The sequence below is a fragment of the Nitrososphaerales archaeon genome (assembly GCA_032906765.1).
Lineage (GTDB): Archaea > Thermoproteota > Nitrososphaeria > Nitrososphaerales > Gagatemarchaeaceae > DASPPF01.
Map to the genome: position 1 here is coordinate 110,380 of JAJTZB010000001.1, position 26,276 is coordinate 136,655.

The window sequence follows — 26,276 nt, forward strand, 5'->3', positions numbered from 1 at the left end:
TCTCCTGACAGTAACCCGTGAGGTACACAATCAGAGTCTATGTCAGAGATCATGATGAACGACTCGATGAGATCTGCAGAACGTTCTGCTCGATGGAGAGGGTGGCGTACAATCTTTTCCTAGAAGGAGCGGGCGAGGGCGCAATCAAGGCGATTCTCCGCGAAAGATACTGTATAGGGAACGCAAGATGGATTCAGGCTGCAATGAATCAGGGTAGAGCAGTGATGAGCTCGCAGGGGGCGAGCATGAAGTACAGAGTTGAGATGTATGAAGAGAAGGTCAGAAACACGCGAGAGAGCATGAATAAGTTGTCAAAGCCTCTCGAGATTCGGGGATGTGAAGCGAAAGTTACGAAACTCCAGTCAAGAATAGACGAGCTGAGGAGTCAAATCACTAGGAAGTCGTACCCGAGAGCCGTGTTCGGTTCGAGGAATTTCCTACACCGACTTTCAATCGCAAACGGCAAGAGGCGGAACGAGCTCAGAGAGGAATGGAAGGAAAGGAGGTCGAACCACTTCTTCTCAGTAGGAGAAGCTAGCCACCGGGGGAATGCGAATACAAGGCTGCTGCACAACAATGCTGATAACAGGTTCTATCTCGAAGTGAGGAACTGGCACGATAAGGACTTCAGGATTGAACTTCGCGTTCCAGAACACTGGTCGGGTGCTGTCAAGAGTATCATAGGGAAGGCCGGTTCGGTGAAGCTCGGAAGCAGGGGTGAGCTCCTCGAAGGAGGGCTTCCTTATTCTATCAGGATCGTTCGCTCAGCCTTTGGTTACCAAGTGCTCGCTTCGTTCGAGCTCGAAGAACCTCTCATTGAATGGAGTGGTAGGATGGCGGGCATAGACGTGAACCCTGAAGGCATCGCATGCACCATCGTATCGAGGGACGGAAACCTCATTGCGACCAGGTTCTATAGGGACAACCGCCTGATCACTGCGTCGAGGAACAAGAGAAAGTGGGTACTGGAGAACCTAGTCAACGGAATGCTAAGGTGGGCAAGGGACACACATGGATGCAACGCGGTCGCGGTCGAGAGGCTGAAACTCAAAGGAGCCTTCGACTCCTCACCCAAGACGAACTTCAAGCGCTCTAACTTCATGACAAGGAAGATGGTTGAGACGGTCAAACTTCACTCTTTGAGGATGTGCTTGGTGAACATCGAGGTGAACCCGGCCTACACGAGCATCGTGGCGATTACAAAATATGGGAAGCAGTTCGGAGGGTTCAACAGGCATCAGCTAGCAGCATTCGTAATCGCTCGGAGAGCGCTGGGACATGGAGAGGCTCCTGTATTGAGCTGTCTCCCTAAGACGAGGAAAGAAGGACGAATGTGGAACTATTGTATAAGGTATTACGGTTATCAGCCTCAAATCCAGACTTTGCTCCATCATGAACCTGTGGAATGGAAGAGTGATGGGGATGGTAATGGAGGAGGGGTGATAACAAAGCTGCTCAGAGCACCACCCGCTATTACCTCATCTCAGATGGGGTCAAGCCACTCTCTGCAAGGAGTTACTGCAATCCCAGGTACAAACGAGCGAGCGGGTAGGGTCCATCCAAACCGCCATGCCAGCGGGGGAGGTGGAGCTAGAGGGTATAGAGTTAGCCCTCCTGATGTCGAGGGGCGTCAGTCGGCGGTTATCATCTGTGATGAGGAAGATAACGCGGTTGCCAACTCTACTAGCGGCTCCCTACAGATTTTGTTATCGCCTTCAGGTCACCCTCCCGAATCAGTTCCATCGAGAAGAGCGTGTCCGCCAACTCCATGATGTCTGTAACACAGTGGAGCGTGATTCCCTCCTTGCTAAGCCGCTCCCGCGCCCCCTCCATCCTGTCTATCAAGACGACTGCGTGCTTCACCTCTGCGCCCTCCTGTTCCATTGAACGGGCGGCCGAGAGGATCGTCTTCCCAGAAGCAGCGAGGTCGTCAATCACAACCACCTTCCAGCCAGGCCTGAGCTCCCCTTCGACCACCCTCTCGTTCGCCTGCCTCAGCTGCCGCACGTAGACCAGGGGCTTGCCTAGAGCCAGCGCTGTCGGAGCTGCGACCGCCAGTCCGGCGACGGGGATGCCACAGAAGGCGTCGGCCTTCGCTGCCTTCGAGCGGACCAGGCCGACCATCGAGTCCACCACAAGCTTGTACATCCCTGGGTAGCTCGGCAGCCCTCTCAGGTTGACCAGGTATGAGCTCTCTGAACCGTTGGAGAGTGTGAATGAGCCGAACTGGAGCGAACCGACCTTGACCAGACCCTCGGCCAGGCCCTTGAGCATTCCCCGCCTCTTCCTCCAAGCCATGGAGGCGAGGCGGCCTGTTCTAACTTATAGGTTCTGTCAAGTCTTCGGAACATGTCGACGAAGACCAACTTCCACCCGTCTGCTCGGAGGATTGCTCGCGGCCTCCTGCGTCCGAGGTTCCCCTTCACGGCTTCCTTTGGATGGCCGAGCCGCACAAACCAATGCGGCCATGATGTTTTTCGAGGCGAGTTCGTCCCTATCCCAGATGATGTCGCACTCCGCGCAGTAGAGTTTCCTCCCCTGCAACGGCGCGACGCGGGAGCCACATTTCGGGCATTTTCGGGATGTGCCTCTCGGCTTAATGTAATCGACTGGGATTCCATCCCATGCCGCCTTGTATGCTATCTGCCTCTGTGCTTCCCTGAATGGCCATGAGTTCATTCTACCTCTGAACGAAGTCCCCTGTCCGTTCCCCTTTCGGTAGAGCTTGCGGATTCCCTTCAGATTCTCCATGGCGATGCCGAACCGATTATCTTTTGCATGGTTGACAATCTTCTTGCTGACACTGTGGATGGGTTGGATGGTGCGATTCTTCTCCCTCCTGCCGTACTTGGCAAGAAGCCTCTGCCGGATTCGCCTGTCGTGCTGAGTCTTCTGCGCAATCTTAGCCCTGATCGCCCTGTATCGGACCTTGACTTCGGCGATATCAGAAGTATCGATTCTCTCCGTCCTGCCCGTCGTATCAGACCAAGTGATGTTCCTCTCGTTGACGTCGATTCCGATTTGCCCGCGAGGCTCAATCCCGGCGATCTCCTTCGAGAAGGCGATGCTCACAGTGCGACCTGTAAGTGTAATCGAACCGCGCCTGAGGCTCGGGTCGTCGATGAAGGAGAGGTGGTAGTTGGAACCCTTGAGCGTGAGGGAGATGAAGTGCCTCGGTCTCGTCGGGATTCTGAGGAGCAAGTGGTTCAGCGAGTATGTCTGGCTGTCGAGCTTCAGGAACGCCTTCCTGACACAGGGGTCGGACTTCCTGTCCTTGTTGCGATATACTGCAAATGCGATCTCGCAGGCAGAGAGGATGTAGTGGGTGTGGAGGCCGTATTCCTTAAGGCGTGCATAAGCGAGTTCGATTAGAACAAACCTGTTCCTCGGCTTCTCCTTAAGTGCAATGCGAATCGCATCGTTGCACATCAGGCGGAAGTCTTCGAGTAGTGAGGATAGCTCTTCGGAGGATGTGAACTGGAACTTGACTGCCTTTGCAGGTCGCGTGTACTCAGTAGCTGCCTTCCATACTTAAGCACCACGTCCCGAAAACTCAACAGAGTTAACCTATAAAACAACGCGGGACGCGAGCTGACGCATGCCTGAGGTTTGGATTCCATACGGCGAGGTGGAAGCCATGATCACTCTTCAAGCGGAGAACCTCGGCGTGCTAGTCGACCCCGAGGCTGAGAAGAGCACCGGGGAGACGGACAGGCTGGCAGAGAAGATCAGGAGGTCCGGGCATCTTTTCGTCTGCGACTCGAGCCCCACGACCATGGAGCTCCTCAAGGAAATCGTCAGCACGATAGCGGCTGCCCCAGACCTGAAGGTCCACTCTATCAATCCCAAGAGGCTCGAGTCATTGATCCCGGACCTGAAAGGCAGGGTGATACCTCCATCCGCCGGGCCTCCTGAGGGCCCGCAGCACCCGGGTGAGTTGATGTCCGCGAATGAGAAGCTCTTCGTCGCCACGGCCAAGCCCGATCCCTTCTTCGGCATAGTCGATGCAAAGGTGGCCGCATGCCTTGGTTGGGTGGGAGGGGCCAGGTCGGCCGCTGCCGAGGCTCGCAAGGACTTCGAGCCGACACCCTTCGAAAAGACCGAGGCTTATGACGCTGTACAGGAGATGGTTGCACGGATAGGAGGCGCGTCCTTTCTGACAGTTGTGCCGAGGTCCGGGAAGGTCAGGTCGGCCCTGGAGGACGCCCCCTTCGACGCGATAAAGAACGGATTCTACAACACTTCGATGAGCCCAGCCAGGGCGATGATAGTCGGAGCTGGCGGGATTGGATACGACGACACACTCTCGAGTGCGCTCAGGGTCGTCTGGTCCAGCCTTGGCGGCGTCAGGAAGCCAGGGGAGTTGCTCCTGTTCGCGGAATGCTCGTCAGGTCTGGGTTCTAGGGCCCTTGAGATGCTGGTGACTGGCAGGATGGGAGCTGAGGTGAGAAAGAGGGAGAAGTACGTTGACGGGCTGGAGGAGGTCTACTACCTGAACAAGCTCAAAGAGGAGTACAACGTCCTCCTGCTCTCCGGCCTCCCGGAGCTGTACGCGAAGTCGAAGCTAGGGTTCACGACTGCCAAGGGTTCCGGCGAGGCGCTGGGCAAGCTCCTGCACAGGCTCGGCAAGACTGCCAAGGTCAACGTTGTGACGAGGGCCGCGGAGTGCAGGATATCGTCAGCCTAACGGAAAAGAAGCAAGGTTCTGGGGGATGGGCACGCAGAGGAACGCAAGCACAATCATGAGCAGGAATAGGGCACGTTTGGTTGGAGAGATGCCCGACACCTCGTCCAGCACCTGTGCATTCGCCTGCCTTGCGCCTATCACAATGAAAAGAAAGGCAACGACCCAATAGGTGGGAGAGTCGAGTGTCACCAGTGCTACCATGCTGAGGTAGGTGGCAACCCTCGCAGTCCTTGGCCCAAGGACAGTGGCCGCCATCTGACCCCCGTCGAAGAGAGAAATCGGCAGGAGGCTGAGAAAAGTCAGTACGAAGCCGACGGACGCGGCATCGGCGACCGGCGACAACCTGAGGTACCCTCCAGTGACTCCGGGGACGAAGGAGGAGAAGGCCGAGTCGATGGCGAACTGAATCGTGCTCGGGTTGTAGATTTGGGCGTTCTGCAGCTGCGCCCCCAACATTGGCACAGCTGATTGGACTGCGGCGAACTCACTCACGATGTAAAGCAGGACAGTGACAGCAAAGGCAGCGAGCGGCCCAGCGAGTGACAGGTCGAACAGGGCATCCCTGTTCACAGCTGGCCTGCGGGGAAGCGAGATAATGCCGAGCGAGGGGAGGAAGGCCGTGACTACTGGAATCCCTGGGATGAAGTAAGGCGTGGGAGGTGGCACGCCGTTCTTCTCTGAAGCATACCTGTGACCGAACTCGTGGGCCGCGAGTATCGCCACCATGCAGGCTGCGTAGGAGATGAATACTACGTAGTCTGGTATCCCTGGCGCGAACTGCCCGAAAGTCTGACGCTCGACCAGACCGAACACAAGAACCGAACCGACGGTGAGAAGAGCGAGTATTACAGGAATCCTCGAAGCGGAAGGTTTCAGTTGCTGTCTCTTCCTTACCTGCAGGGTGCAATCCGTCCCTCTCCCGGAGAGCCACGGGGTCAGGTCCTTGGGCTCAAGCTCCGCGCACAGCTCCTCAAACTTCTCCTTGGAACTTGGCTCGTACTGGATTCTGTACTCGACTTCGCCGTCCGGGAGCTGGAAGGTGTCATTGACCTTGAACTTGGACTTCACAATGGACTCGACTTCGAGAGGCACCCCAGACAAGGAAGCTGTGGCTTTCGTGGCGCCGATAATAATCTATCGCGAGCCCAGAGCAAGACTTAACCAATGGTCTGAACCGACGAGACAGGGAGCTTGCAGAAGGCAGTTCTCGCGCGGATAGCCGAGTACGGCATCAGACGCTGCGACAGAGACGACATACCAGCGGTCATCGGGATAAACGCGAAGACGCTGCCTGAACACTACTCCGATTACTTCTACCACGAGATTCTAGCGGAATTCCCCGAAACGTTCCTCGTCGCTGAGTTGCATGACGAAGTCGTCGGGTACATCATGTGCAGGGTCGAATATGGCTTCTCTCACCTGAAACGTCTTAGTCTTGCTAGGAAGGGGCACGTCGTCTCCGTAGCTGTCCTCGAGGAACATAGAGGCAGAGGGGTCGGCACAAAGCTCATCCAACTTGCTGAAGACGAGATGGTCGCGAAGTCTGCAAATGAATGCTACCTCGAGGTACGGGCGTCCAACCAGGGGGCAATCAGCCTCTACGAAAAGATGGGTTTCAAGGTGACCGGCAAGCTCGAGGCGTACTACCGCGACGGCGCGCCGGCTTACCTGATGGCTGTCCCGATCGGCTCATGAGGAAGAGCGCTCGATTCTCTGCGCTGGCTGCGACCCTCGAATCCGTGAGGGGGACGAGCAGCAAGAACGAAAAGGTGAGCATCCTTGCGTCTTTCATCGCCTCTCTAGGGCCCGAGGATGCGGAGGTCGCCGCCAGGGTGGCAACAGGCAGGGCCTCGCCGAGGGGGAGCAAGGACGAGGCCCAGGTGGGTTACTCGACACTTCTTGACGTCATCCAAGAGGTCTCCGGGGCGAGTAGGGCAGAGTCGTCGAAGGTCTACCTGAAGTTTGGCGACCTGGGAGAGGTCGCGCAGGTGTTGCTCAAGGAGAAGAAGGAAACGACCCTCTTCTCAGAGCCTCTGACAATCTCTGACCTCGAGGACGCCTTCGGGAGGATGCGATCGGCCAGAGGGAAGGGCTCGGCTGCCGCGAGGAAGGGCGTCGCGAAGTCTCTCCTTCTGAGGGCATCCCCGCTGGAGGCGAAGTACGTAGTGAAGGTGCTGACTGGCGAGATGAGAACTGGGCTGGTGCATGGGCTTCTGGAGGAAGCCGTGGCCAAGGCCCACGGACTTCCAGGACCCGAGGTGGCCAGGGCACACCTTCTCCTCGGGGATGCCGGTCTGCTCGCGGCAGCGGCCGCGAGGGGGGAATTGGGGAGGGTGAAGATGACCCCTTTCAGGCCCGTGAACTTCATGCTGGCTGAACCGATGTCGACTCCAGATGAGATTGCGGAACGGTTCGACGGGGTCGCCTACGCCGAGTTCAAGTACGACGGGGTGAGGGCGCAGGTTCACAAGCTCGCGAACGAAGTGAGGATCTACTCGAGGAGGCTGGAGGAGATAACCTCGGCCTTCCCGGAAGTGGTGAGTGCAGCGCGCGAGTTGGCGCACGACTGGGTGATGGACGGTGAGATCGTTCCCTTCAGCGGGGGGAAACCACTTCCATTCCAGCTCCTTCAGAGGCGGCTGCGTCGGATGGAGGGGTTCGAAGAGGCGGCGAAAAACGCTCCCGTGAACTACTTCGCCTTCGACCTCCTCTACCTGGACGGGAAAGAGCTCTATGGGTTGCCCCTGAGGGAGAGGAGCGAGGAGCTCTCGGCTCTCCTTGCAGGGCACGGGATACCGACGGCGGAGAGGTCGGTTGTGGAGGGGGCCGGCCAGATAGCCAGCATGTTCAGGCGGAGCCGGGAGTCGGGCTACGAAGGGCTCGTGCTGAAGGATCCCGAGAGTGTCTACACAATGGGCAAGAGGGGGGCGGGATGGGTCAAACTGAAGGAGGAGCTCGACTCGATAGACGCCGTGATAGTTGGCGCGGAATACGGACACGGCAAGCGAGCGGGCGTGATAAGCGACTACACCTTTGCCGTCAGAGACGGGGAGATGCTCAAGACAATAGGAAAGGCGTACTCCGGACTTACGGACGAAGAGATTGACCAGATGACAGAGAGGCTCAAGAGGATAACAGTGAAGGACTTTGGATACAGCAGGGCTGTGAAGCCTGAGATCGTCATCGAGGTCGCCTTCGACAGCATCCAGCGGAGCGACAGGCACGACAGCGGTTTTGCGCTGAGGTTCCCGAGGATCAAGAGGATCAGGGACGACAAGTCGCCGTCGGATGTTGACACGCTGGACAGGGTCAGGTCCATCTTCGCCAGTCAGAAGGTCAAGCTCGGCGAAGCATAGAACAACCTCAGCTCCCTCGCGAGGGAGCCGTAGTCAGTGACTCCGCGCCCGACAAGACCTGAGATGAAATCTGCTCGACGCTGAAGCTCGGTCGCAAGTCTCTTAGGCGAGTAGCCGTTCGCCGCTGCCCTTGCCCCCAAGACGCGCGACTCCTCGGCAGAACCATCCCATCCAAGACCTGATTTTGAGAATAGGGGGTCATTGCCCCTACCCATCTCCACAACATGGCTGACACTCCTGTGCCCCCCGTCAGGCTCTCTGACCAAGTATACAACGGCGTCAATCAATTGAAGCAGCGAAGGCGACACTGAGAGGGGAGGCTGCGTGAGCCTGGCAATCATGGAATCAATGTCCGGGGAGTGGAACGTGGTGATACAACCCGAGCCTGCCGCCGCGCTCTGGAAGAGCGCCTGGACTTCCTGACCCCTCGCCTCGCCGAGGATAACGAAGTCGGGCCTCTCCCGGAGGCTCAACTTAACTAGGTCAAAGAGCGTGATGCTCGCGCCTCCGCGGAGTGTCCTTGTGTGGAGGGGTTTCCACCCGGTGTGAGGGAGCCTTATCTCTCTCGTGTCCTCGATCGAAACAATCTTCCACGATGGGTTGAGGACCGTTGCCATCGAGTTGAGAAGTGTCGTCTTGCCCGTCGCCGTCACGCCCGAGACTACGACGAAGCCCTTCAGGTCGAGCAGCATCCAGAGGTATGCGGCGATCTGGGGGCTCAGAGTTCCCGCTTTCACGAGTTCAGAGACGGAGAAGGGCTCCGCTCGCTGCTTCCGAATGCTGAAACTGCTTCCCAGGCTCGTCACCTCACGCCCCCACGTCGCAGCAAGCCTGAAGCCTTCTGGAAGCACAGAGTCGACTATCGGCGAGAACGCGGAGATGGACTTGCCCGACCTGTGGACTAGCCTCGAGACAACCGAGTCCATCGCCTCCTGGTCGGGGAAACTCACGTTGGTCTCGAGCCAACCGTTGGCGTTCATCCTCCTGTGCCAGACCTTGACCGGCCTCAACACGCCTTCACAGGAGACGTCTTCGATCTCTCCGTCCCTGAGCAGTGGGTCTAACAGCCAGTAGCCCAGGATGTCCCTCGCCAAGAAGTGCGTCGCGGCCTGGAGCTCCTCAGAGGTGACTTCCTTTAGCATTCCGAACCTCTCCATCTCAGCGATGAGATACCCTATCGGGTCCAGGTCAACGACAGGAGAGGGAGCCAGCCAAGTGGAGAGGGAAGATATCGCAGCGGAGACAACCGACCTCAACCTCGGGTCCAGGTACGGTTCCTTGACCAAGTAGAGCCACCTCCCTGCCGCGTCGTAGATGTAGACGGCGAAGGAGCTTCTGTAACTGACGCCGCTTCTGGCCGGGATTTCGTACTGGACGAGATAGTTTGAGAGCACCCTGCCCTCCCTCGGCGGGTCGAACGGGAGGACATCGGGAGGCGACACCTCCGCATTCGCGCGGTCGCGGATTTCAGACAGACGCGCCAAGCGAGACACCCCCCATCACGATAGTCACCTGACCCTTCTCTGCCGCCGGTAGCGAGACGATGCACAGCGACCCTGACCAGTCGCCCCCACAGTTGAAGGACCAACTCGCGGTCTCCCCGTTGATGAAGACCGCCTGGACTGGGGCGCTCTCCCATCCGTAGTCGTACAGCCAAACGTAGGTCCCCGAGCTGTTGGACTGTGTGCCTACCACGTCGACGAGCATACCCGCTTCGCGCTGCCGTTGCTCCCCTGCAGTGGAGACAAGCTCGGCGGCGTTGTGGATGGAGAGGAGGGCTACGGCAGAAGTCCCGGCGAGGAGGGCGATGGTTATCGCGAGCATGGATACGGAGCCGACGACTTCGCCGATGCCCGGCCTAGAATCCGTACGTCTCAACTCTCCCGGTGAACGCAATGGAAATCTCGTGGCCTGACGTCCTGAAGGGAACCAGAAAGACGAAAGACTGCGAGGCGGTCTGCTCCATGGGGACGGCCGACAGGAGGCTAGATGGGTAGGTGGGAGTGACACCACCGGGCAGGGTTACCTGGCAGGTCGACGAGTTGGAGATAGTCACCTCATGCCATCCCTGGGTGACGGAGAGCGAGGCAGTACTGTCGCCATCAATCCAAGTGGCTCCGTTGGCTGCTACTTCCAACACGCCGGCGCCAGAGTAGACGGAGAAGAATGTGGTGAAGCCCGGGCCGCAGAGCAAATCCGTCGTGGAGTACCCTGACCCGCTCAGGTCGAGTATCCCATTAAGGGAGGAAGCTGCGTCAAGCCTGAACTCTGCAACGGAAGAAGGGGCCGAAGACGTGACCTCAAGAGTGAGCACTGAAGGAGCACCGTACACCTCATATTCGCTTGAGGAGTAGACCGGTTGAGCCTGGACCGGAAACCTGGCTTGTGAGTAGACGGTGTAAGAGAGGGCTAGCGTGACTGCAACGATAATCAATGCCGAGTAGACTTCCGCCACCGCCCTAGCGGCCGCACTATGCCTGGACCGCAAAGGCTCTCGCAAGCTGGTCGGACACCAAGGTTAGGGTGTACGTTGAGAAACCAGGGAGTGTCAAGCCGGTCAGAGTGAACTTCAGAGAGACAACGTCACCTGGTTTCAGTGTCGGGCTTCCTGCTATCACGGAAGCGTTGGTTCCGAGCTTGAAGTGCTCGCTATTGGATTGATACTGGAAGAGTACTTCGGAGAGGGTGAGCTGGACGTTTCCGTCGTTCTTGACATCCACGACCAGCGTCTGTCCGTCCCCGCCTACGCTCGCGTCAAGAAGAGACATAGACGGGTTCCTCACCTCCGCCGTCACCACCTGCCTGAACTGCGTGTAGAGCACACCTCCGAGCGCGAGGGTTATCGCCACCAGGACGACGGTTGCGATGAAAGGGCTGATACCCTTGCGGCTTGACACGCAAGATTAGCGTCGTCAGTTATTTAACCTCCAACCGCTCAGGCGCTTCCGAAGATTAGGAAGGAGATCAGGGCCGAAGCCAGCAGTGGCGGGACCCCAACCATGCTCCGCAGAGATTGGGAGTACGCCTTCGAGACGATGAGTCCCGCCAACAGCGAGGAAGCCACTATGGAGCCACCGGTGCCCGAGGCGCCGCTCTGGATCGCAAAAAGGGGAAGGACTGGGCCTAGCGATTGCATGCTGCGCAGGAACCAGAAGGAGGCTGAAGAGACGACCGGGACGACGACGCCCAGGAGGGCGAATGGAATTACGGAAGCCTGTATCGACCTGCGTGCATCGGAAAGCCTCCTGAAGGACAGGGAGAGTTTGTCGAGCTGGTCGTAGCCCCCGCCCGTCTCGAAGGAGACAGCAAGAAGCGCGAACGAGACCTTCACCAGCCACGACGGATGGGCCAGTCTTCTTCGAGCGGCGAGGGGCGACTGGCCGAGTAAGAGCAGCCTGGAGAACGCGGATAGGTCATCCCCGATTGACCTGAATCCCGCGGAACCGTCGATGAGCCTTGAAAGGGCCGGGGGCAACTCGACCCCTGCCCTGGTCAATTCGGCAAGGTCGTGCAACATTACCGCAACTTCCTTCTCGCCTTCACCCAACCTTCCAAAGAAGCCACGAACGCGGTATTCGTAAGCGGAGGCGCACCCTAAGCTCAGGGCTGCCGCGACCACAGAGTCGATCAAGCCTGCCTGATACAGCGCCAGAATCACGAGGAAGCCGAGAACAAGACAGACGAGGAGGGCCGGTGGATAGCGTGCGTCGTGGGACGGAGGTTGGGCGAAATCCATCCAGAGCAACAGAGCAACTGTCACTACCGAGAGCAAGGCGAGAGAGGTGAGCAGGAGGAATGAGGCGCCCACGCCTGGAAAGGTCCCTGCTATCATCTGGACGCCCACCGGGAAGACTGCCAAGAAAATGAAAGAAACCTCGGTCATGGACGACAGGAGAGCTGTGAACGAACGCCAGCGGTCCTCCTGAGTTGTCAGGAACCTCTCTGACTCGACCCTCACAAACTCGTGAACGTCTCTGCCTGTCTCAAGTGTCGTCAGGTACCCGTGGATGAACTCTCTCAGTTGGCGGCTGGGGTGGGACACGAAGGTCCTTTCTGCCGTCCCCAGTTCCGGCTCGATCCCGTAGGTGAGGTTCCTGGCTAGGTTCTGCGCCTCCGCGAAGAAAGCCGGGAAGATCTCGGGGCCCAGCTGTTCGATCTTCTTGAATGCGTCTGGAAGGTTGGCGTACGACTCGTGGGAGAGGATGAAGAAAAGCATGGCTACGAACGGCAGCTCGCCCTCGACCGCCCGCCTACGCCGCGAAGTTCTGTGGACTATCACCAAGACGGAAGAGACTTGCACCGGCAGGAGAGCCGCTGAAATTGGGAGCCAGATCGTTGTAGGAAGAACAGCGAAGGTAACAAGCTGGAAGATCGCGGGAATTGCTGCGACAGCGATGGCGAACCTCGCGAAGACGGAGGGGGTGACGAAGAGCATCGCGGCCTCAAGTCTAGGGGCGAAGAACGAGAGGACGGACGAGGGCGGATCGACCGGAAATAGCTTCGAGGCCGCCCCAACTACGGTCTCTATCCGGGGCACGCAAGAGATTCTGGCGGCGCTTATAAGCCGCGCCGAGGTCTGAATTGCGCTGTGTATTCGCAGATCCTCATCTGCGCTTCGCTCGCAGTCGCAGCCTATCAGGATATCAATGACAGGTCTGTTTACGACCTCGTCTGGCTGCCGGCATTAGCCGGTGCGGCTTTGGTCGCGTTCGGGGAATACCCGGACCTGCAACTCTTCCTGGTGAAGGTCGCCATCGTCGGGGGCATTGCGCTCGTCTTCACTCTTGCCGGCTACCTCGGTCAGGCGGACGCGATTGCCATGGTGCTCGTCGCAGCGGACCCCTATCGTCTCTCACCGATACCTCCGCTCTTCGCAGCAGCGGTGATTGCTTTAGGCCACATAGGCTACGAGTTTGCTGTGGGCAACGCGAGGGGGACAAAGACGATACCCATCGAGAAGTTCTTGAAGGAGCAGAGGTGGATACCGAAGGCAGTGTTGGCTGACGGAAGGCGAACAGAGATGAGCAAGGATGTTAACGTGGCAAGAGAGGAAGCAGCGACAAACTCGATGCGCGGCTCCAGCGTTGAGGTGACATACGGCGTCCCAACGGTCGCTTACCTCGGTGTGGGATACGTCGTGTTCCTGGTCTACCTTCTCTTCTTCAATACTCCCGCCTTCGTTTCTCTCCCATGATTCATTGTGGCGTCTCCCTTCCGCCGAAGGGCATGGGTCTCCGCTCTCGCAAGTCATAATTACACCCAAGAGGGCAGCGTTGCGAATTGGTCTTCATCGTGCTGGAGGGGTTCTCGGGTACGGGTAAGACCACTCTCGCAAAGCGACTGGAGGAGCAAGGATGGATTCGGCTAAAGGAGTCGGCTCACGCAGTCCCGAAGCAAGTGCCAGTCGCGGAGAGGGCCGACACGTATGCGGACTACAGCCTCCTCGGCGCGACAATGGTCTACGCGTCTGAAATCTCAAAGCTGCGTGGGAAGAGGAGGTTGGTCTCCGAAGGGTACCTCCTGTCCGACCTGGCCTACGCGAGGATAAGGTATGACTTGAAGAAAAGCAGGGCCTTCCCTGCCATGCTCTCCCTCTGCAAGCAGATCATTTCGGAGCCTGCCATGCGACCCGACCTCTACATACTACTCAAGGCAAGGACAGGAACGATTAGCGCACGGCAGAAGAGGAAGAACAGTAGGGAGAAGAATCTGAACGATTTCTTCAGGAAACGCTACTACTCTGCAATCCAGGACATTCACGAGAGGCTAGGGGAGGACAGGGTGGAAATCGTCTACACGGACTCCGACTCCAGCGCTACGCTGGGCGAGATCCACGCCCGCCTCAAGAAGAGGAAGCTGGAAACGTGAAGAAGACGCCGTGACCAACTGGGAGAAGCTCCTGACAGACGCCACTTCGCGCGTTCAGGAAGCTGTGAACGCGGTCCTTCAGGGAAGCGAGAAATCGAAGGTCTTGGGGGTGGGAGCTTCAGGTGACTTGACCCTGGTCGCCGACAGCAGAGCAGAGAGAGAGCTGATCGATTCACTCACTCAGGCCATCGATGTACGAATACTCAGCGAGGAGATTGGGCAGCTAGGCGCGAAGGACGCTCGCTATCTGGCCGTGCTGGACCCGCTAGATGGCTCCTCCAATTTCAGCAGGGGCATACCGTTCTACTGCACATCTGTCGGTGTAATAGAAGGGAACAGATTGAGGGAGGAAAAATACGCCCTTGTGCGGAACCTTGTAACGGGCGACGTCTATTACGCTGAAGCAGGCAATGGTGCAAGAAAGAACGGCAAGCGCATCAGGGCATCCAGCTTGGGGGAGGTCTCCGAGGCGGTGGTCGGGGTGGACATCTCGAGGGCGTCCCCAGCAGTGATCGAGGAAACCGTTCCTTTGATTGCATCAATCAAGCGGCAGGTCCACTTCGGAGCGAACGCTCTCGAACTTTGCCTCGTTGCCGAGGGGATTCTGGACGCGTTTGTGGACATCAGGGGAAAGATGAGAGTGACCGACTTCGCAGCTGCCCATCTCATCGCAAGGGAAGCTGGCGCCGTGATTACCTCCGCTGAGGCCAAGGAAATCGACCCGCAAATCGAGCTTGGCTCAAGGTTTGGCTACGTCGCAGCGGGGAATGAGACACTCCACAGGCAGCTCATCTCGAGACTCCGCTCTCACGCAAGGTAGGCCCTCAACTCTACCAGACTCGCGAAGTTGTAGTTTGGCTTCGGGTCCTTCACCGCGTCCCGACCGACAAGAGCGACGTCCAATCCGACCTTCCTCGCGCAGACCACATCGTTGAGCCTGTCGCCAGTGAAGAGAGTCGCCCTGGCCTCCGCGCCGAGCCTGTTCAGTGCGATCAAGAGCTGCTCGGACCTGTCCATGGAGTCCTCCCTCGTGACTACTGCTTCAAAGAGGTCGTCCAGCTTGTGCTTCTGGAGTATCTCCCCACACGCCTTCTTTCCCTGCAAAGTGACAAGGGCGATTCTAGCCACCTCGAAGAGGGAATACAGCAGCTCAGAGGCGCCCGGCATCGCCTTTGCAGAGCCCACAGCTCTGAGCTCGTAGGAATCGATGACCGACAGCAGACGTTCCCTCATCCCGGGCTTGCTGGCGGCGAGCTGCTGGAGCTTCAGGAAGAGGGGCGTATCGCTAAAGTCCTCGCCGACCAGCGCAGAAATCTCTCTCCTCACCCCTGCCCAGTCTACGGGTATCGAGAACAGAGTCCCGTCGAGGTCGAAGATGTAGGAGCGGTACTCTCCTACCTTTACAGCACTCTTTCCTTCCATCCGTCCTCCCTCCAAAGCAGAACCCCTGAATCGATGTTCCTGATCATGTAGTAACCGGCCGGGAGCAGGTCGTGTTTCGGAGCCCCTGTCGGGGGCCCTTCTCCCATGCCGAGCCTCACGTAGAGGTCGGCCAAGTTGGAGTACCAGGGGAGCTTGAGGTGCTTGAGAGCGACGTATCCCCATAGCGGCATGGTCGTGTGGAACTTCCCAGAATCGACCTCTGTCACACACGGTCTCCCTTCGGAGTCTTCCTTCATGTCCACAGAGAATGCGCCCTGCGGCGTCTTCGCGATCGCCATGACCGCCTTTTCTCCCACGCTGTTGGTCCTTCGGTCGTGGACAGTCCGTGCTACGGAGGGTGTCCCAGTTATCCCAGAGGGTGAAACGTGCTTGAGAGGATACTCAAGCCTCTCCCTGCAGTACGAGGTGACAAGTTTTCCCCCATCCCATATGCTGTCCCAGGCGATGTTCCTGCCGGGGAGGAACTCCTGGATGATGAACTCGTCTGCCGGCACTCCCTTCTCGTTCCAGAGCGCCACCCAGTGAAGAGCCTCGCTGCTGGAGTCGCACTGAAGGCTCAGCCTGGCCCCGGCACCGTGCCTGGCTCTAATCCACAGGGGCGGCGACCGCCTCTCGAACGCCTTCTCGACGTCGGAGAGCCTCGAGACAGGGAAGGTGCGCGCGACGGGAACATCAGATTCCTCCAGCTTCTTCTGAGAGAAGAGCTTGTCCTGGCCCGTCCTCATCACGCTCGGCTCGGGGAGCAGGACTGGGGCAGGCAGCTCGTTTCTCCGCTCGGACAAGACGAGCGCTTCGCTGGATGGTTGCGGGTGGATGAACCCCACCTTTTCCTTCGACGCTATCTTTGACACTGTTGGCACGAATTCGGGGGAGTCGTGCCGCGGGGTAAGATACCTTGCTGCAAGGTCAGGAAATTCGATGTAATACTTGCTGTAATCTGTGCCGATGACTCTGTAACGCCTGGCGGAGGCACCGAGAGCCCGGACGAAGTTGACGCCCGCGATCCCTCCTGCGCCTGTCACAAGTACCTTGGGTCCTGCCATCTAGCTCACTCTCACCCTCAGAGGGCCACCGGTCGCCTTGATTGCATTAGGATCGCCATCCACGCCGACTGTCCCTCCCTCAGCTGCAAACTTTCGCCCTCCTTTATCCTTGAATCGCAGGACGAGGCCTGATGGCGCGTCGTCCATCGTGTAGGTGTTCCCCTCGAGGGCCAGGGGTCTCCCCCGTATTGACCACCAGTCCGTGATGTCTCTGCCCGAGCCTATGAAGCAACCGTCCTTGAGCAGTTCGTCCAGCAGGGACGGGTAGATCCTTCCGCCCTTCATCCTTGCAGCCTCCGGATGCCACAGGATCGTGAAGAGCCCGTTGACCCCGGCCACGTGCCGTTTGAGCCTATCGAAGTCCCCGAGTCCCTCCTCCTCCGTCCTCTTCAGGTACCCCCACAAGGTCACGTCCATCAAAACCAGAGGGAGCTCCAGGATTCTCCGGGGCCTCCAACTTTCGTCGGGAGGATGGAACGGCGTGCAAAGACCGAGACGGAACCCGAGCGTATCTGTGTTGCCCACCGTCGTGTCGTACGCGAACCCCAGTTCTTCCATTATGCCCCACGTCTTTCCGTAGTCGAACTTGAGGAAGTGTTCTCTGACTCCAGTGGGCCTGATGCCGGTCGCTCCGTGGAAATCCGAGAGGGCCCTGGCCATCTTCGACTGGGAGTCGTGCGTGCCGAAATCGCCATGGAGCCCGATGTCCCAACCGGCGCGCGTGAGAGAGTTCAGCTGGTTGGACTTCCTGCGTAGGTCATAGTTCGCAGTCAGAAGGTAAAAGCTGGAACGGAGTCTGCGGGTGGACTCGAGTCCGGCGACGAGGGAGATGTTGTCGTAGAGCTGCCTGAGGCCCATCATCCCAAGCAGGAAGTCGGAGGTTGTGAACCTGCCCCTCCGTCGAACGATGTGCGATAGCGGTCTTGAGAGGTTGTCGACGTCGTGCGTCAGGCATGACGCGTACCTTGCGCCTCCTGGCCATCTCTCCTTCAGCAGCACGTGCCCCCTCTTTTCCTCGATTGAAGCGATTGCCACAGCGCCATACTCCTGGATCGAACGTTCCAGTAGGGGCTCTTCTGAAGCCGCGGTAGCCTCTCCGCGCATGGCGCTCGAGATCCCTTCTACGAGCTCCGATGGCACTGATTCCGCATCGATGTCGCCGACCGCTAGTCCCAAGCTCTCCTCCAAGAATTTGCCCGCGTAGGTCCTTTCAGAGTCCAATCATCGCCCACCACCGACTGCCGGGAACGAGCTTGAAAGGAGGCGCTCGATGTCCCTTTGGACAGAGACGTAGTCGCGTTCAGCGTCCACTACTGGGAACCCGGACTTCGCTGCAATCTGAAGGTACTCATTTCTCTCACTCCCGAGGACACTGCTCGTGTACCTTACGTGGTCGGACCTGCTGTGAATCACTCCTAGCGACTTCGAGACTGGCACGTCTAGAACCACCGCGAATCTGGGGCGAGGAAGCATGTAGAGCCACCTGACTGGCCTAACAGGGTAACCGAGGGCCTTGTACTTTACGTAAGTGCTCCAGATGTATCTGTCGTAGAGCGCCACCCTCCCTTCGACGCCTCGACCCAGAGACGAGATTAGGTAAAGGATGATGTTGTCGAAGGCGGAAAGGAGGGGGCGGAGCGGATGCCCTCTCTTCTGATTCTTGCTCGAGCTGGGCCTGGCAGCGGCGAGTCTCTCCACGAAGAGGTACCTGTGGAATGGCACCCGAGTGCAATAGTACCCCCTTCCGACGAACCACCGCTCAAGCTCCGCAGCGTGCGTTGACTTGCCGCTCCCGTCTATGCCGAGCAGGGCGACACTTCCTCCCACCCTTCCTTTTCGGAGAGAGTCAACGACCCTCCGCTGGTATTCGTCGTTGAGAAAGAACGCAGCCACGAATGAAACGAGACCGAGGCTGATGCCGAGAAAGCGTGGGACTGCTCCAATGAGGAGCGGAGCCAGGGCAGCGAGCAGAACCCTGACAGAATTAGGAGCATCGTTCAGCGGGTCGAGCCCCTTGGAGATGCTTCGCGCCACCCCGTATGCCAGGTAGGCGAGGAAGGAGGCGACGACAACCCAGGGGCCAAATTGGGGGAAGAGGACGAGGATTGCTCCGACGATAACGGCCGCAGCGGTCACGGCGAGTTTCATCTTCAAGGCGATAGCACCAGTCTGGGAACAGATACCTGTCCAGACGGGCTAAATAGTCTTGCCAGCTCTTCGAGGATTCCCGTATCCTGCGGATTTACTTCTTCGCGTCCTTGGTAGGCTCCGACTTATGTCCCATCTTGCCCTCGCCTGACATGTCAGGGATGTCAGTGATTGGCTCCGGGGGCGGGGTCGTTGCCATCGTGTACCCTATCCATGCAAGGATCCCGAGGAGAAGCGCCACAGCCAGGAACGCCGTGACCTCAAGAGTGGCCTGGGGGACGAACCACAACAGGGCAGCGTAGAGGATTATGCCGATGATGCTTGCGCCGAAGATTCCTCCGCCGATGGCTCTGTCGTTGGCCAAGGTTGTGGTTTCTAGGCGTCGCAGACCAGTGATATAACGGTTGCCTTCTTTCAGTCCAGTATGAACCTGGCGTGCTCCGGCTTGCCTCTTGTCGAGACGTAGACTCCGGCGAGGCCCCTGCCTCTTACTCCGGCTGCTACTCCCCGAGCCTCTTTCAGCAGTGCCCTTTCTCCCTCTCGCGCGATCCTGTCGAGCCTTGGCGGCAGGTCCCACCCGAACTTCTTCCTGCAACCTTCCACGTCTGCTTCGTCTCGGAACGGAAAGACGTTGAGGAGAACCCGGCCGTCGAGCCCGGCGCCCGTGAGAAGTCTTGCGTGCTTCGGCAGCGTTGTCTCTGCGTCTGTGGTTGGGGGCTGCGCGAGAAGCAGGTCTGCCCCGCTCTTCAACCTGTCCTTAGCGAGCCGCAGGCCCCGCTCCGTTCTCAGGATGGACAGGTCCACGGGCGCGAGGAGCCTGCATTTCAAGTTCGAGCGGACAGAGAGGTCGCGTACCTGCCCGAGCAGCTCCGAGACAGAGGCGAAATCGTAGACGTTCTTGGCTCCTTCGCCCGTGCCGTACCGGTCTCCCCAGACGATCATGAGACTGGTCAATCCCATCGAGAAGGCTGTCACTACGGAGGAGAGAACTGCGGGCCTGTTCGAGTCCCTTGCCGTTATGACTGGAATCGCGTCTACCCCTGACATCTCCTTGAGAAGCGCAGCCGAGTGCACTGTGGAGAGCTTGAGGCGCCCTGTGTCCTTGACGTCGGCAACAAGGATTGCATCCGCGATCTGCTGCAGGCGCTTGACCCTCTCGACGAAGTCTCGCGTCTTCTGCCTCAGCCCAATCATCGGTTCCTTGGTCTTGTCAGCGCTGAAGTTTGGTGGGAAGACTTCAACAATCGACGTGAAAGGCCGAGTCGGTTTGGGCAACTACTCGACCATCTTCTGCCTGTATGCGACCGAGGGCGGTTGCATGGACGCCTCGGCCCTTCCGAGCTCCAACGTGAGGTAGGAGAGGTGCCTACGGGTTATTCCGAGAGAGTCGGCGTCGTCGTTTATCGATTGGAGGAGCCCCTCGGCGGAACGCGACCTGTACCTCTTCACCACCCTGTGCTTGTACGTGTAGAATGTCACAACGATCTCCTTGGTCTCCCTCTTCACTGTGACCAGAAAGTACCCCTTGGAGTCATACTGGCTCCGCTCGAGCCTTGCCGGTTTCGGTTCGACTGGCTCGCCATGGAACACGTCGTCCCTGGCCATCGTCATGTTCGCGTTCTTCTCGAACGCAACTTCACGGTGAAGGCTGCGTTCGCCGCAGTGTGGGTGGACGAAGCCTATCTTGTCGCTCCCCAAGGACTTCTTGCCCCTCTCAATGAGCGAGGCGATCTCTTCCACCGTCTCCACCCTTGGACTCTGCGCGTCGAGGACGCCCAATCCTATGGACTGGTCGAAGGTTACGCGGGACGCCTCCTCGAGGAGACGTGGGTAGTGGAAGAAGTCGAGCTCCAGCGTTTGGACCCTCAGTCCCGTCAGAAATCTGAAGATTCTTGTTGTATCCCCGCATACGTGAAGCGCAAGCGGAACCTTCGCCACTGAGGCGATGTCTTCGATGAGCCCTTTGACATAGTGAGGAATCGACGACTCCGCCGCTATGTTGGGGGAATCGAGCTGGATCATCGAGACCCCGCCCTCAGCCTGGAGGTCCTCGACCTCTGGGATTAACACGTTTCTGTTGATGTCCCTAGCGAGCTCGCGCGTGTCGCGATAGGAACCCGTCGAGATTTTCGCGAACCTTGCTAGGGTGTATGCGTCTGTCACCGGCTCCTTGAGAAACAGGTGCTCAGGAAGGACGCTTCTCGCGTACTTCACGTCTCCCAGTCTGATTTTCGAGACCCTGGAGACCTTGCCTGTCACGAACGCCTCCGCCCCCCGCCAGCCTATCCCTCGGACGAACTTGGGGTCGAGGAAAAGCGAGTAGAGGTCGCCCCTCGTCTGCCCTGTCGAGAGGACCTCCATCCCAGACGCGGCGAAGTCGCTTATCGACTCCTCGATGCTCCAGAGGAATGGGTCGACGACCTCGTCAGAAAGGCCCGCAGCAACCATTTTCGCGTAGTACTCGACGTCTTCCGATGCTGGGAAGACGGGGTAGCTTCCGATTGTGGTTGTCCTCGGCGTCAAGAGCGCAACGCCTTCCTTGCATGCGATGCGCCTGAGACGACTAGGCCGAGCATCGCGTAAGCCACCTCGGGCCTGCGCGTCCTGAGGCCGCAGTCAGGGGTAGCGTAGATCTTCTCAGGGCCCAGACCGGTCGCCTTGGCTGAGTAGAGGATACGGTCCCGCACTGTGGCGACTGATGGCAGGCGGTCGGTGTGGACGTGGATGACACCGATGCCAAGCTCTCTGTCATAGCCATACTCCCTGAACAGCGAGAGGTCCGAGTATCCAGGCCGTGCCTCCGCAGTCAAGCCTCGTCCGTACGAGTCCCTGTTTGCGTACTCGAAGGAGAAACGGGAACAATTCTTCATCTCGAGGATGTATGGGAACAACAGTGCATAGCCTTGTCTGGGCGGGAAGCAACTGTGCACGCTGAAGGTTGCGCTGAGCCCCTTGGTTGTCTCGTTGAACGACTCGGCAACAAGTTTCGCGTCTTCAACCGTCTGGTACTGCGTTGCCGCGGGTATGTCAAGCTGGAAGTGTTTTCCACCATTGTCGATGAGCTCCCTGATTACGCGCCTTATCACCTTCGCAAGGTCGAGGGTGAACTCTCTCCTCGCCTCGAAGTTGCGCCGCGAGGGCGGCCCACCCTTCCTCGCCCATTTGCGAGCGTAGCTGTAGTCGTCGGACCACGACATTATTGTGATTGCGTCTGTCACGGGCACCTTGACCTCTCTTGTTGTGTTTCTCTTCACGAAGAGGAACTCATCAAGGTGGTAGTTGGTCCGGAAGACAGGCCTCTTCCTTATCGAGGCGATCCTCCAGTACTTGTTGTCGAAACTCCGCACCTTCCCGATGAAATCGAATCCTTCGATGTTGGACACCGGGGTTTCATACATCTCGGTCCTTGCCTGCTCTCCACTCCAGACGACGTCAATCCCCTCTGGCGCCCCGAACTCCTTCCCTGCCTTCTCCTGCATGGCAAGCGCGTAGAGCATTGAGAAGTCGACTATCCTGCTCTTCTCGCGGGCAGTGAAGCCTGAGCGCTTCGCCAGGATCCCAAGAAGGGTCTTGTAGCCCTTGACTTGTAACATGCTTCCCCATTCACTCGCGGATGCTATGTCCAGTTCGCCGAGAGCAATCGATCGGAACGGTTTGACCCTCCAAGAGAACTTCGGGAGGCTGCCTATCTCCTGCGTAGGGAAGGCTATCCCTCGTGTCACGAGAGCGCTCTCCTGGCCCGTGCAAGGTTCTTCAGTTTCTCGTCCGCCACCAATCGAGGAACGTACCGCAGGTCGCAGGATGGGGCAAGAACCAGTCTCTCCGTCTTGTCTACGAGGCCGCCCACCCTCTTCGCCAGCTCTCCGGGGCTCTCGACGTAGCTGCTCCTCGCGTTCGCGACACCCGCGACTATGCCCTTGCTGGTCTTCCCGACTTTCGAAGCGTCTGTCTCGGTCAGGTCGAAGCCTATGTCGTCGGTCGCGATTGAGTCGAGGAGGAACGGGAGGTATCCTGCTGCGTCCCCGAAGAATGTATGGTACCCTGTGCGGACATGGCAGTGCCTGAGAGCACTCCTGACGGCCTCTGCCACCTGTGAGAGCTCACCCTTCCCCGGCTTCTCCTCTCTGAACCTCGCGACGAGGCTGGGCGCCGACAGCTGCAGGTAGCCGGCACCCATGGATTCGAGGGAGCGGAGGATCGGGGAGAGAATGTCGTCTGCGTAGGCGAACATCAGCTCCTCACGGCTCCTGTAATGCTTGTTGTCTGAGCACTCAGCGAATGTGAGCGGGTCGGGGAGTACCACTCTTGACGACTCTTCCCCCAACAACCGGCTCTCGACAGCCTGTCCGAAACTGCGACCGTCTATCGAGATGGCGCTTTCGATTAGGGGGACGTAGTAGAAGGTGTTTGTGTTGAACCATCGCACAAGGGGCCCCTTCTTGACACCCTCAGCCTCCGTGGTGATTGGGGTCAGCAGATCCTGCCAGTGGGTCGTCAACTGGCCGTCAGATATGAACTCGAAGCCGAGCGTCTTTTGAAGGGCGATTAGCTGCCGCACGTCCTCCCCGAACTGTCGGCCCAACTGCTTCGACCCGATCCTTCCTCTTTCCCAGTCCTGGGTTGCCTGTATCGTCTTCTCAGACCTGGCATGGATGCCGCTCAGCGACAGGAGAACTTCAGTCAAATCATTTCACCGAAGATTTCTTCAGCCTCGGCCTTCTCTAGTTCTAATAAGCATCACTACTAGATTATTCTGCCGCGAAGACCGAAGCCGATGGAGCTTCCTTGCTTACTTCCTTCTGGCCTTCGCTATCTGGAGAGGGACCTGCAGAGGGACGGGCTGAGCCTGCTCGAGGTCCTCCTGTTCCTCATGATAACAATCGCACACGTCTTCACAATGCGATGATTTCGGTAATAGAGGTTGCCGGAGATTGTGGCTGCCGCGGATTTCAGTTTCGGGCTCCTCCCCAGAAGAAAGGCGGCCAAGGAGGGTCCTGCGCTTAAATTGGATTTTGCAACTGCTCCGCGAAAAGCCTACGGCAAAGAAGATCAGACGCTACTGTCTCGAAGAAGCCCGAAACTGGGCTGATGCGTTCGACGCCGGAGATTCCATTCTCAAGATTGCGGCCCGCGAGCGTGTAGACCCGGGGACCGTCAGCAACTGGCTACACAAGCTCGGGGTTGAGCTAAGGCAGGGGCAACATAAAGTCGCGCAACCTCCGCTCAAGTACCCAAATGAGTTAGTGGAACTGGCATCGTCCGGACCCAACAACGTCCTAAGACTTGTCCGCGAGCGTGCCTGGGGAGTTGACCCCACCGAAAGGGGACAGCATCAGTTGACCAAGTTCTGCAAATTCATTAGGTTGCATCAGGGTGGAATTGGAGTCGAAGAAATCGCGCGAAGGTTGGAGGTTCACCGGTCTACGGTCGCCGAATGGAGGAATGGAACTGATACGCCGTACCTTGTCAAAGTGGCACAGCAGGCACTAGCGAATCCGCACGCTGCCACGATGAAGATCATTTCGCTTAGAGTTGAATCTGGAGGAAACCTCCCCACAGAATGGTTTCTCGTCCCTGCGCAAGTCAGACATTACGAGGATTTTGCAGATGTTGTCAGAAGACTGGTTCCTAATGAAGAGGCATACTCAAGGGCTGAGCAGCTAGGGATCACCAGGACCGTTCTTGCCGACCTTAGGCCAGAACTCGCCGGTTATTCCCTTGGCATGATGTTGGGGGACGCGGGCAAACTAGGCGGGAGTCAACAGCGGTTCAAGTCAATGAATATTGATATTCAGTTTACCAAAGGTGAGGAATCCAATCTGATGCTGGGAGAATTCGCTTGCTTGTGCTTCAACCTGTTGGGACTATCGATGCACAGAATCAAGGACAAGCTTCCGAGTGGAACTCAGCTTCTGGGGGAGGACCCAACCGCTGCTTTCAGATGGTCGTCGAACCGTTCTCCGATCATCGCTTGGACCTTTCGGACTTGTATTGGGTTGGATTTTGGCCAGAACACCAGCACTAGTCAAGCACAGATGGGATGGCTTTTCGATGCCCCTTACAATTTCCGAAAACGGTTCCTTCAAGCCCTAGGTGATTCGGATGGTACGGTAAGGAACCATGTGTCAGAGATTACCAGTGTTCCCAACGCTGAATTTGTTACGAGTGTGATGAAGAGCCTTGGGATGAAGACCGCGCACACGCGATTCGAGAATCAGACGCCGATACGGTCTATCGTGTCAAACAGCGAAGCGTCCACCGTGCCAATCTTCAACGAGTTTGCGTCTGGCTACCGCTACCAGAAGCTGATGAGATTCGCAGGTGTTATCTGAATTGGCAAGGGGGGATTAGGTCCTGCAGGATGAACTGGCGAAGTCGCTGGCTACGCCTTAGCGACTGCCTTCTCTACTTGGCCCTTCTGCGTGATTTCTTTGACTATTCCGGCTGCTACCGTGCTGCCCATGTCCCTCAAGGCGAACCTTCCGAGCTCCGGAAAGTCCTTGAAGGTCTCGAGGACAATCGGTCTCAGTGGTGATATCCTCACTATCGCAGAATCGCCGGTCTTTATCGTCTTGGGCTTCTCCTCAGTAGGCTGTCCAGTCCTCGGGTCGATCTTCGCTATGATCTCCGTGATTGTGGCGGCCACTTGCGCAGTGTGGGCATGGAGAACTGGCGTGTACCCGGCAGCTATCGCAGTCGGGTGGAAGACAACTATGATCTGCGCCTGGAACTCCTTTGCAATCGTCGGCGGCGCGTTCGTCGGTCCGAGGACAGACCCTCGCCTGAAGTCCGTCTTCGCGACGCCTCTGAGGTTGAAGCCTATGTTGTCGCCGGCCATCGCCTCCTGCATTGCAGTGTGGTGCGTCTCAATCGACTTCACTTCCGCGGTTAGGCCTTCGGGCATGATCATGACAGTGTCGCCCACCTTCATCTTACCCGTCTCGACCCTTCCTACAGGGACTGTACCGACGCCAGTGATTGTGTAGACATCCTGGACGGGGATTCTTAACGGCTTGTCGATAGGCTTTGGAGGCTCAGTGAAGTGGTCCAGCGCTTCGAGCAGGGTGGGCCCCTTGTACCACGGCATGTTCGTCGATTTCTTGACAAGGTTCTCGCCCGTCCATCCCGAGACTGGGATGATGCTGATCTTCTTGATGTCGAACCCGACGTTCTTCAACAGGTTCTCGACGTCCTGCTTGGCCTCGTTGAACCTCTGCTCAGAGTACTTCACTGTCTGGTCGTCCATCTTATTGATGCAGGCGACCATCTGTTTCACGCCCAGAGTGAACAGCAGAAATGCGTGTTCTCTCGCCTGTCCTCCTGGCGCCAGTGCGACATCCTCCTCACCCTTCTTGGCGGAGACGACGAGGACCGCTCCGTCCGCCTCGGAAGCTCCCGTGATCATGTTCTTGATGAAGTCGCGGTGGCCTGGAGCGTCGATTAGTGTGTAGAAGTACTTTGGAGTCTCGAACTTCTGGAATGCGAGGTCTATCGTTACGCCTCTCTCTCGCTCGTCCTTCAGCTGGTCGAGGACCCAAGCGTACTTGAAAGAGTCGCCGGCGCCTGTCTTCTCCGACTCCTTTGCGAACTCTTCAATCATCCTCTGGTCTACGACGCCAAGGTCGAACAGAAAATGACCCATTGAGGTGCTCTTGCCGTGGTCTACGTGACCGCAAACAATCAGGTTCAGGTGAGGCTTATTCGCCATACTACGTCGCTTCCGTTACGAAA

26 protein-coding genes are annotated in these 26,276 nt (G+C 58.0%); 8 read left to right on the plus strand and 18 right to left on the minus strand.

From position 1 onward, the window contains the following. Nucleotides 1-17: 17 nt before the first annotated feature. On the plus strand, nucleotides 18-1,772 hold the full coding sequence (locus LYZ69_00600; GenBank protein MDV3276948.1) for a hypothetical protein: 1,755 nt from the start codon (nucleotides 18-20) through the stop codon (nucleotides 1,770-1,772). On the opposite strand, the gene LYZ69_00605 is transcribed toward LYZ69_00600, so the two are convergent. Both LYZ69_00605 and LYZ69_00610 read right to left on the minus strand, forming a co-directional pair. Further along, nucleotides 1,684-2,298 carry a hypothetical protein gene (locus tag LYZ69_00605; GenBank protein ID MDV3276949.1) on the minus strand — a complete coding sequence of 205 codons (615 nt, stop codon included), beginning with the start codon at nucleotides 2,296-2,298 and terminating at the stop codon, nucleotides 1,684-1,686. The genes LYZ69_00600 and LYZ69_00605 overlap by 89 nt on opposite strands. 36 nt (nucleotides 2,299-2,334) lie before the next feature. Continuing rightward, on the minus strand, nucleotides 2,335-3,429 hold the full coding sequence (locus tag LYZ69_00610; protein ID MDV3276950.1) for a transposase: 1,095 nt from the start codon (nucleotides 3,427-3,429) through the stop codon (nucleotides 2,335-2,337). A 169-nt stretch (nucleotides 3,430-3,598) separates the two neighbouring features. Here LYZ69_00610 and LYZ69_00615 point away from each other — a divergent pair, with 169 nt between their 5' ends. Continuing rightward, a complete protein-coding gene (locus LYZ69_00615) occupies nucleotides 3,599-4,687 on the plus strand; it encodes a hypothetical protein (GenBank protein ID MDV3276951.1) in 1,089 nt (362 codons plus the stop codon). On the opposite strand, the gene LYZ69_00620 is transcribed toward LYZ69_00615, so the two are convergent. After that, the gene (locus LYZ69_00620; GenBank protein ID MDV3276952.1) at nucleotides 4,679-5,788 is read right to left on the minus strand and encodes a site-2 protease family protein; all 1,110 of its coding nucleotides are present in this window, start codon (nucleotides 5,786-5,788) and stop codon (nucleotides 4,679-4,681) included. The genes LYZ69_00615 and LYZ69_00620 overlap by 9 nt on opposite strands. Before the next feature lie 90 nt (nucleotides 5,789-5,878). On the opposite strand from LYZ69_00620, the gene LYZ69_00625 reads away from it, so the two are divergent. Beyond that, the gene (locus LYZ69_00625) at nucleotides 5,879-6,382 is read left to right on the plus strand and encodes a GNAT family N-acetyltransferase (GenBank protein MDV3276953.1); all 504 of its coding nucleotides are present in this window, start codon (nucleotides 5,879-5,881) and stop codon (nucleotides 6,380-6,382) included. Then, the gene (locus LYZ69_00630; protein ID MDV3276954.1) at nucleotides 6,379-8,043 is read left to right on the plus strand and encodes an ATP-dependent DNA ligase; all 1,665 of its coding nucleotides are present in this window, start codon (nucleotides 6,379-6,381) and stop codon (nucleotides 8,041-8,043) included. Before LYZ69_00625 ends, LYZ69_00630 begins: the two co-directional genes overlap by 4 nt. Here the strand turns inward: LYZ69_00630 and LYZ69_00635 are convergent. From LYZ69_00635 to LYZ69_00655, 5 genes are read right to left on the minus strand one after another with little or no spacing between them, the layout of a single operon-like run. Beyond that, complete coding sequence (locus LYZ69_00635; protein MDV3276955.1) at nucleotides 8,016-9,485, minus strand: type II/IV secretion system ATPase subunit; 1,470 nt, start codon at nucleotides 9,483-9,485, stop codon at nucleotides 8,016-8,018. The two genes, LYZ69_00630 and LYZ69_00635, sit on opposite strands and share 28 nt — an antisense overlap. A gap of 25 nt (nucleotides 9,486-9,510) precedes the next feature. Beyond that, entirely contained in the window at nucleotides 9,511-9,921 is a 411-nt protein-coding gene (locus LYZ69_00640) for a hypothetical protein (protein MDV3276956.1), read from the minus strand. Beyond that, a complete protein-coding gene (locus LYZ69_00645) occupies nucleotides 9,902-10,498 on the minus strand; it encodes a hypothetical protein (protein ID MDV3276957.1) in 597 nt (198 codons plus the stop codon). The genes LYZ69_00640 and LYZ69_00645 overlap by 20 nt, the downstream gene beginning before the upstream one ends. Before the next feature lie 16 nt (nucleotides 10,499-10,514). Beyond that, nucleotides 10,515-10,940, minus strand: coding sequence for a hypothetical protein (locus tag LYZ69_00650; GenBank protein MDV3276958.1), 426 nt, complete (start codon nucleotides 10,938-10,940; stop codon nucleotides 10,515-10,517). Nucleotides 10,941-10,978: 38 nt separating this feature from the next. Beyond that, on the minus strand, nucleotides 10,979-12,580 hold the full coding sequence (locus tag LYZ69_00655) for a type II secretion system F family protein (protein MDV3276959.1): 1,602 nt from the start codon (nucleotides 12,578-12,580) through the stop codon (nucleotides 10,979-10,981). A 51-nt stretch (nucleotides 12,581-12,631) separates the two neighbouring features. Here LYZ69_00655 and LYZ69_00660 point away from each other — a divergent pair, with 51 nt between their 5' ends. The 3 genes from LYZ69_00660 to LYZ69_00670 all read left to right on the plus strand — a co-directional run bounded on the left by LYZ69_00660 (nucleotide 12,632) and on the right by LYZ69_00670 (nucleotide 14,731). Continuing rightward, nucleotides 12,632-13,237 (plus strand): hypothetical protein, encoded by a 606-nt coding sequence (locus LYZ69_00660; GenBank protein ID MDV3276960.1) that lies wholly within the window; start codon nucleotides 12,632-12,634, stop codon nucleotides 13,235-13,237. A gap of 86 nt (nucleotides 13,238-13,323) precedes the next feature. Next, nucleotides 13,324-13,911: an AAA family ATPase gene (locus LYZ69_00665; protein MDV3276961.1), complete on the plus strand. Its 588-nt coding sequence runs from the start codon at nucleotides 13,324-13,326 to the stop codon at nucleotides 13,909-13,911. A 10-nt stretch (nucleotides 13,912-13,921) separates the two neighbouring features. Beyond that, nucleotides 13,922-14,731 carry a fructose 1,6-bisphosphatase gene (locus LYZ69_00670; GenBank protein ID MDV3276962.1) on the plus strand — a complete coding sequence of 270 codons (810 nt, stop codon included), beginning with the start codon at nucleotides 13,922-13,924 and terminating at the stop codon, nucleotides 14,729-14,731. Here LYZ69_00670 and LYZ69_00675 read toward each other — a convergent pair. The 9 genes from LYZ69_00675 to LYZ69_00715 all read right to left on the minus strand — a co-directional run bounded on the left by LYZ69_00675 (nucleotide 14,719) and on the right by LYZ69_00715 (nucleotide 23,229). Continuing rightward, the gene (locus LYZ69_00675; protein ID MDV3276963.1) at nucleotides 14,719-15,333 is read right to left on the minus strand and encodes an HAD hydrolase-like protein; all 615 of its coding nucleotides are present in this window, start codon (nucleotides 15,331-15,333) and stop codon (nucleotides 14,719-14,721) included. The two genes, LYZ69_00670 and LYZ69_00675, sit on opposite strands and share 13 nt — an antisense overlap. After that, nucleotides 15,312-16,397 carry a hypothetical protein gene (locus LYZ69_00680; GenBank protein MDV3276964.1) on the minus strand — a complete coding sequence of 362 codons (1,086 nt, stop codon included), beginning with the start codon at nucleotides 16,395-16,397 and terminating at the stop codon, nucleotides 15,312-15,314. Before LYZ69_00680 ends, LYZ69_00675 begins: the two co-directional genes overlap by 22 nt. Beyond that, entirely contained in the window at nucleotides 16,398-17,618 is a 1,221-nt protein-coding gene (locus LYZ69_00685) for a hypothetical protein (GenBank protein MDV3276965.1), read from the minus strand. It abuts the gene before it with no gap. Further along, on the minus strand, nucleotides 17,619-18,545 hold the full coding sequence (locus LYZ69_00690) for a hypothetical protein (GenBank protein ID MDV3276966.1): 927 nt from the start codon (nucleotides 18,543-18,545) through the stop codon (nucleotides 17,619-17,621). 94 nt (nucleotides 18,546-18,639) lie between these two features. Then, nucleotides 18,640-18,909, minus strand: a complete 270-nt coding sequence (locus LYZ69_00695; GenBank protein ID MDV3276967.1) for a hypothetical protein — start codon at nucleotides 18,907-18,909, stop codon at nucleotides 18,640-18,642. 50 nt (nucleotides 18,910-18,959) lie between these two features. Further along, nucleotides 18,960-19,820, minus strand: coding sequence for a methylenetetrahydrofolate reductase (locus LYZ69_00700; protein MDV3276968.1), 861 nt, complete (start codon nucleotides 19,818-19,820; stop codon nucleotides 18,960-18,962). After that, nucleotides 19,821-21,068 carry a hypothetical protein gene (locus LYZ69_00705; protein ID MDV3276969.1) on the minus strand — a complete coding sequence of 416 codons (1,248 nt, stop codon included), beginning with the start codon at nucleotides 21,066-21,068 and terminating at the stop codon, nucleotides 19,821-19,823. Beyond that, nucleotides 21,065-22,267, minus strand: a complete 1,203-nt coding sequence (locus LYZ69_00710) for a hypothetical protein (GenBank protein MDV3276970.1) — start codon at nucleotides 22,265-22,267, stop codon at nucleotides 21,065-21,067. The genes LYZ69_00705 and LYZ69_00710 overlap by 4 nt, the downstream gene beginning before the upstream one ends. Further along, nucleotides 22,264-23,229 carry a hypothetical protein gene (locus tag LYZ69_00715; GenBank protein ID MDV3276971.1) on the minus strand — a complete coding sequence of 322 codons (966 nt, stop codon included), beginning with the start codon at nucleotides 23,227-23,229 and terminating at the stop codon, nucleotides 22,264-22,266. The genes LYZ69_00710 and LYZ69_00715 overlap by 4 nt, the downstream gene beginning before the upstream one ends. A 328-nt stretch (nucleotides 23,230-23,557) precedes the next feature. Between LYZ69_00715 and LYZ69_00720 the strand changes: the two genes are divergently transcribed. Then, complete coding sequence (locus LYZ69_00720) at nucleotides 23,558-24,877, plus strand: helix-turn-helix domain-containing protein (protein ID MDV3276972.1); 1,320 nt, start codon at nucleotides 23,558-23,560, stop codon at nucleotides 24,875-24,877. 50 nt (nucleotides 24,878-24,927) lie between these two features. On the opposite strand, the gene tuf is transcribed toward LYZ69_00720, so the two are convergent. Further along, a complete protein-coding gene (tuf, locus tag LYZ69_00725; protein MDV3276973.1) occupies nucleotides 24,928-26,253 on the minus strand; it encodes a translation elongation factor EF-1 subunit alpha in 1,326 nt (441 codons plus the stop codon). Nucleotides 26,254-26,276 lie beyond the last annotated feature (23 nt).

Coding starts and splice junctions, on each gene's coding strand:
- LYZ69_00605 (MDV3276949.1), bottom strand. CDS start 2,298: ATGGCTTGGAGGAAGAGGCGGGGAATGCTCAAGGGCCTGGCCGAGGGT.
- LYZ69_00610 (MDV3276950.1), bottom strand. CDS start 3,429: ATGTGCAACGATGCGATTCGCATTGCACTTAAGGAGAAGCCGAGGAAC.
- LYZ69_00615 (MDV3276951.1), top strand. CDS start 3,599: ATGCCTGAGGTTTGGATTCCATACGGCGAGGTGGAAGCCATGATCACT.
- LYZ69_00630 (MDV3276954.1), top strand. CDS start 6,379: ATGAGGAAGAGCGCTCGATTCTCTGCGCTGGCTGCGACCCTCGAATCC.
- LYZ69_00675 (MDV3276963.1), bottom strand. CDS start 15,333: ATGGAAGGAAAGAGTGCTGTAAAGGTAGGAGAGTACCGCTCCTACATC.
- LYZ69_00680 (MDV3276964.1), bottom strand. CDS start 16,397: ATGGCAGGACCCAAGGTACTTGTGACAGGCGCAGGAGGGATCGCGGGC.
- LYZ69_00690 (MDV3276966.1), bottom strand. CDS start 18,545: ATGAAACTCGCCGTGACCGCTGCGGCCGTTATCGTCGGAGCAATCCTC.
- tuf (MDV3276973.1), bottom strand. CDS start 26,253: ATGGCGAATAAGCCTCACCTGAACCTGATTGTTTGCGGTCACGTAGAC.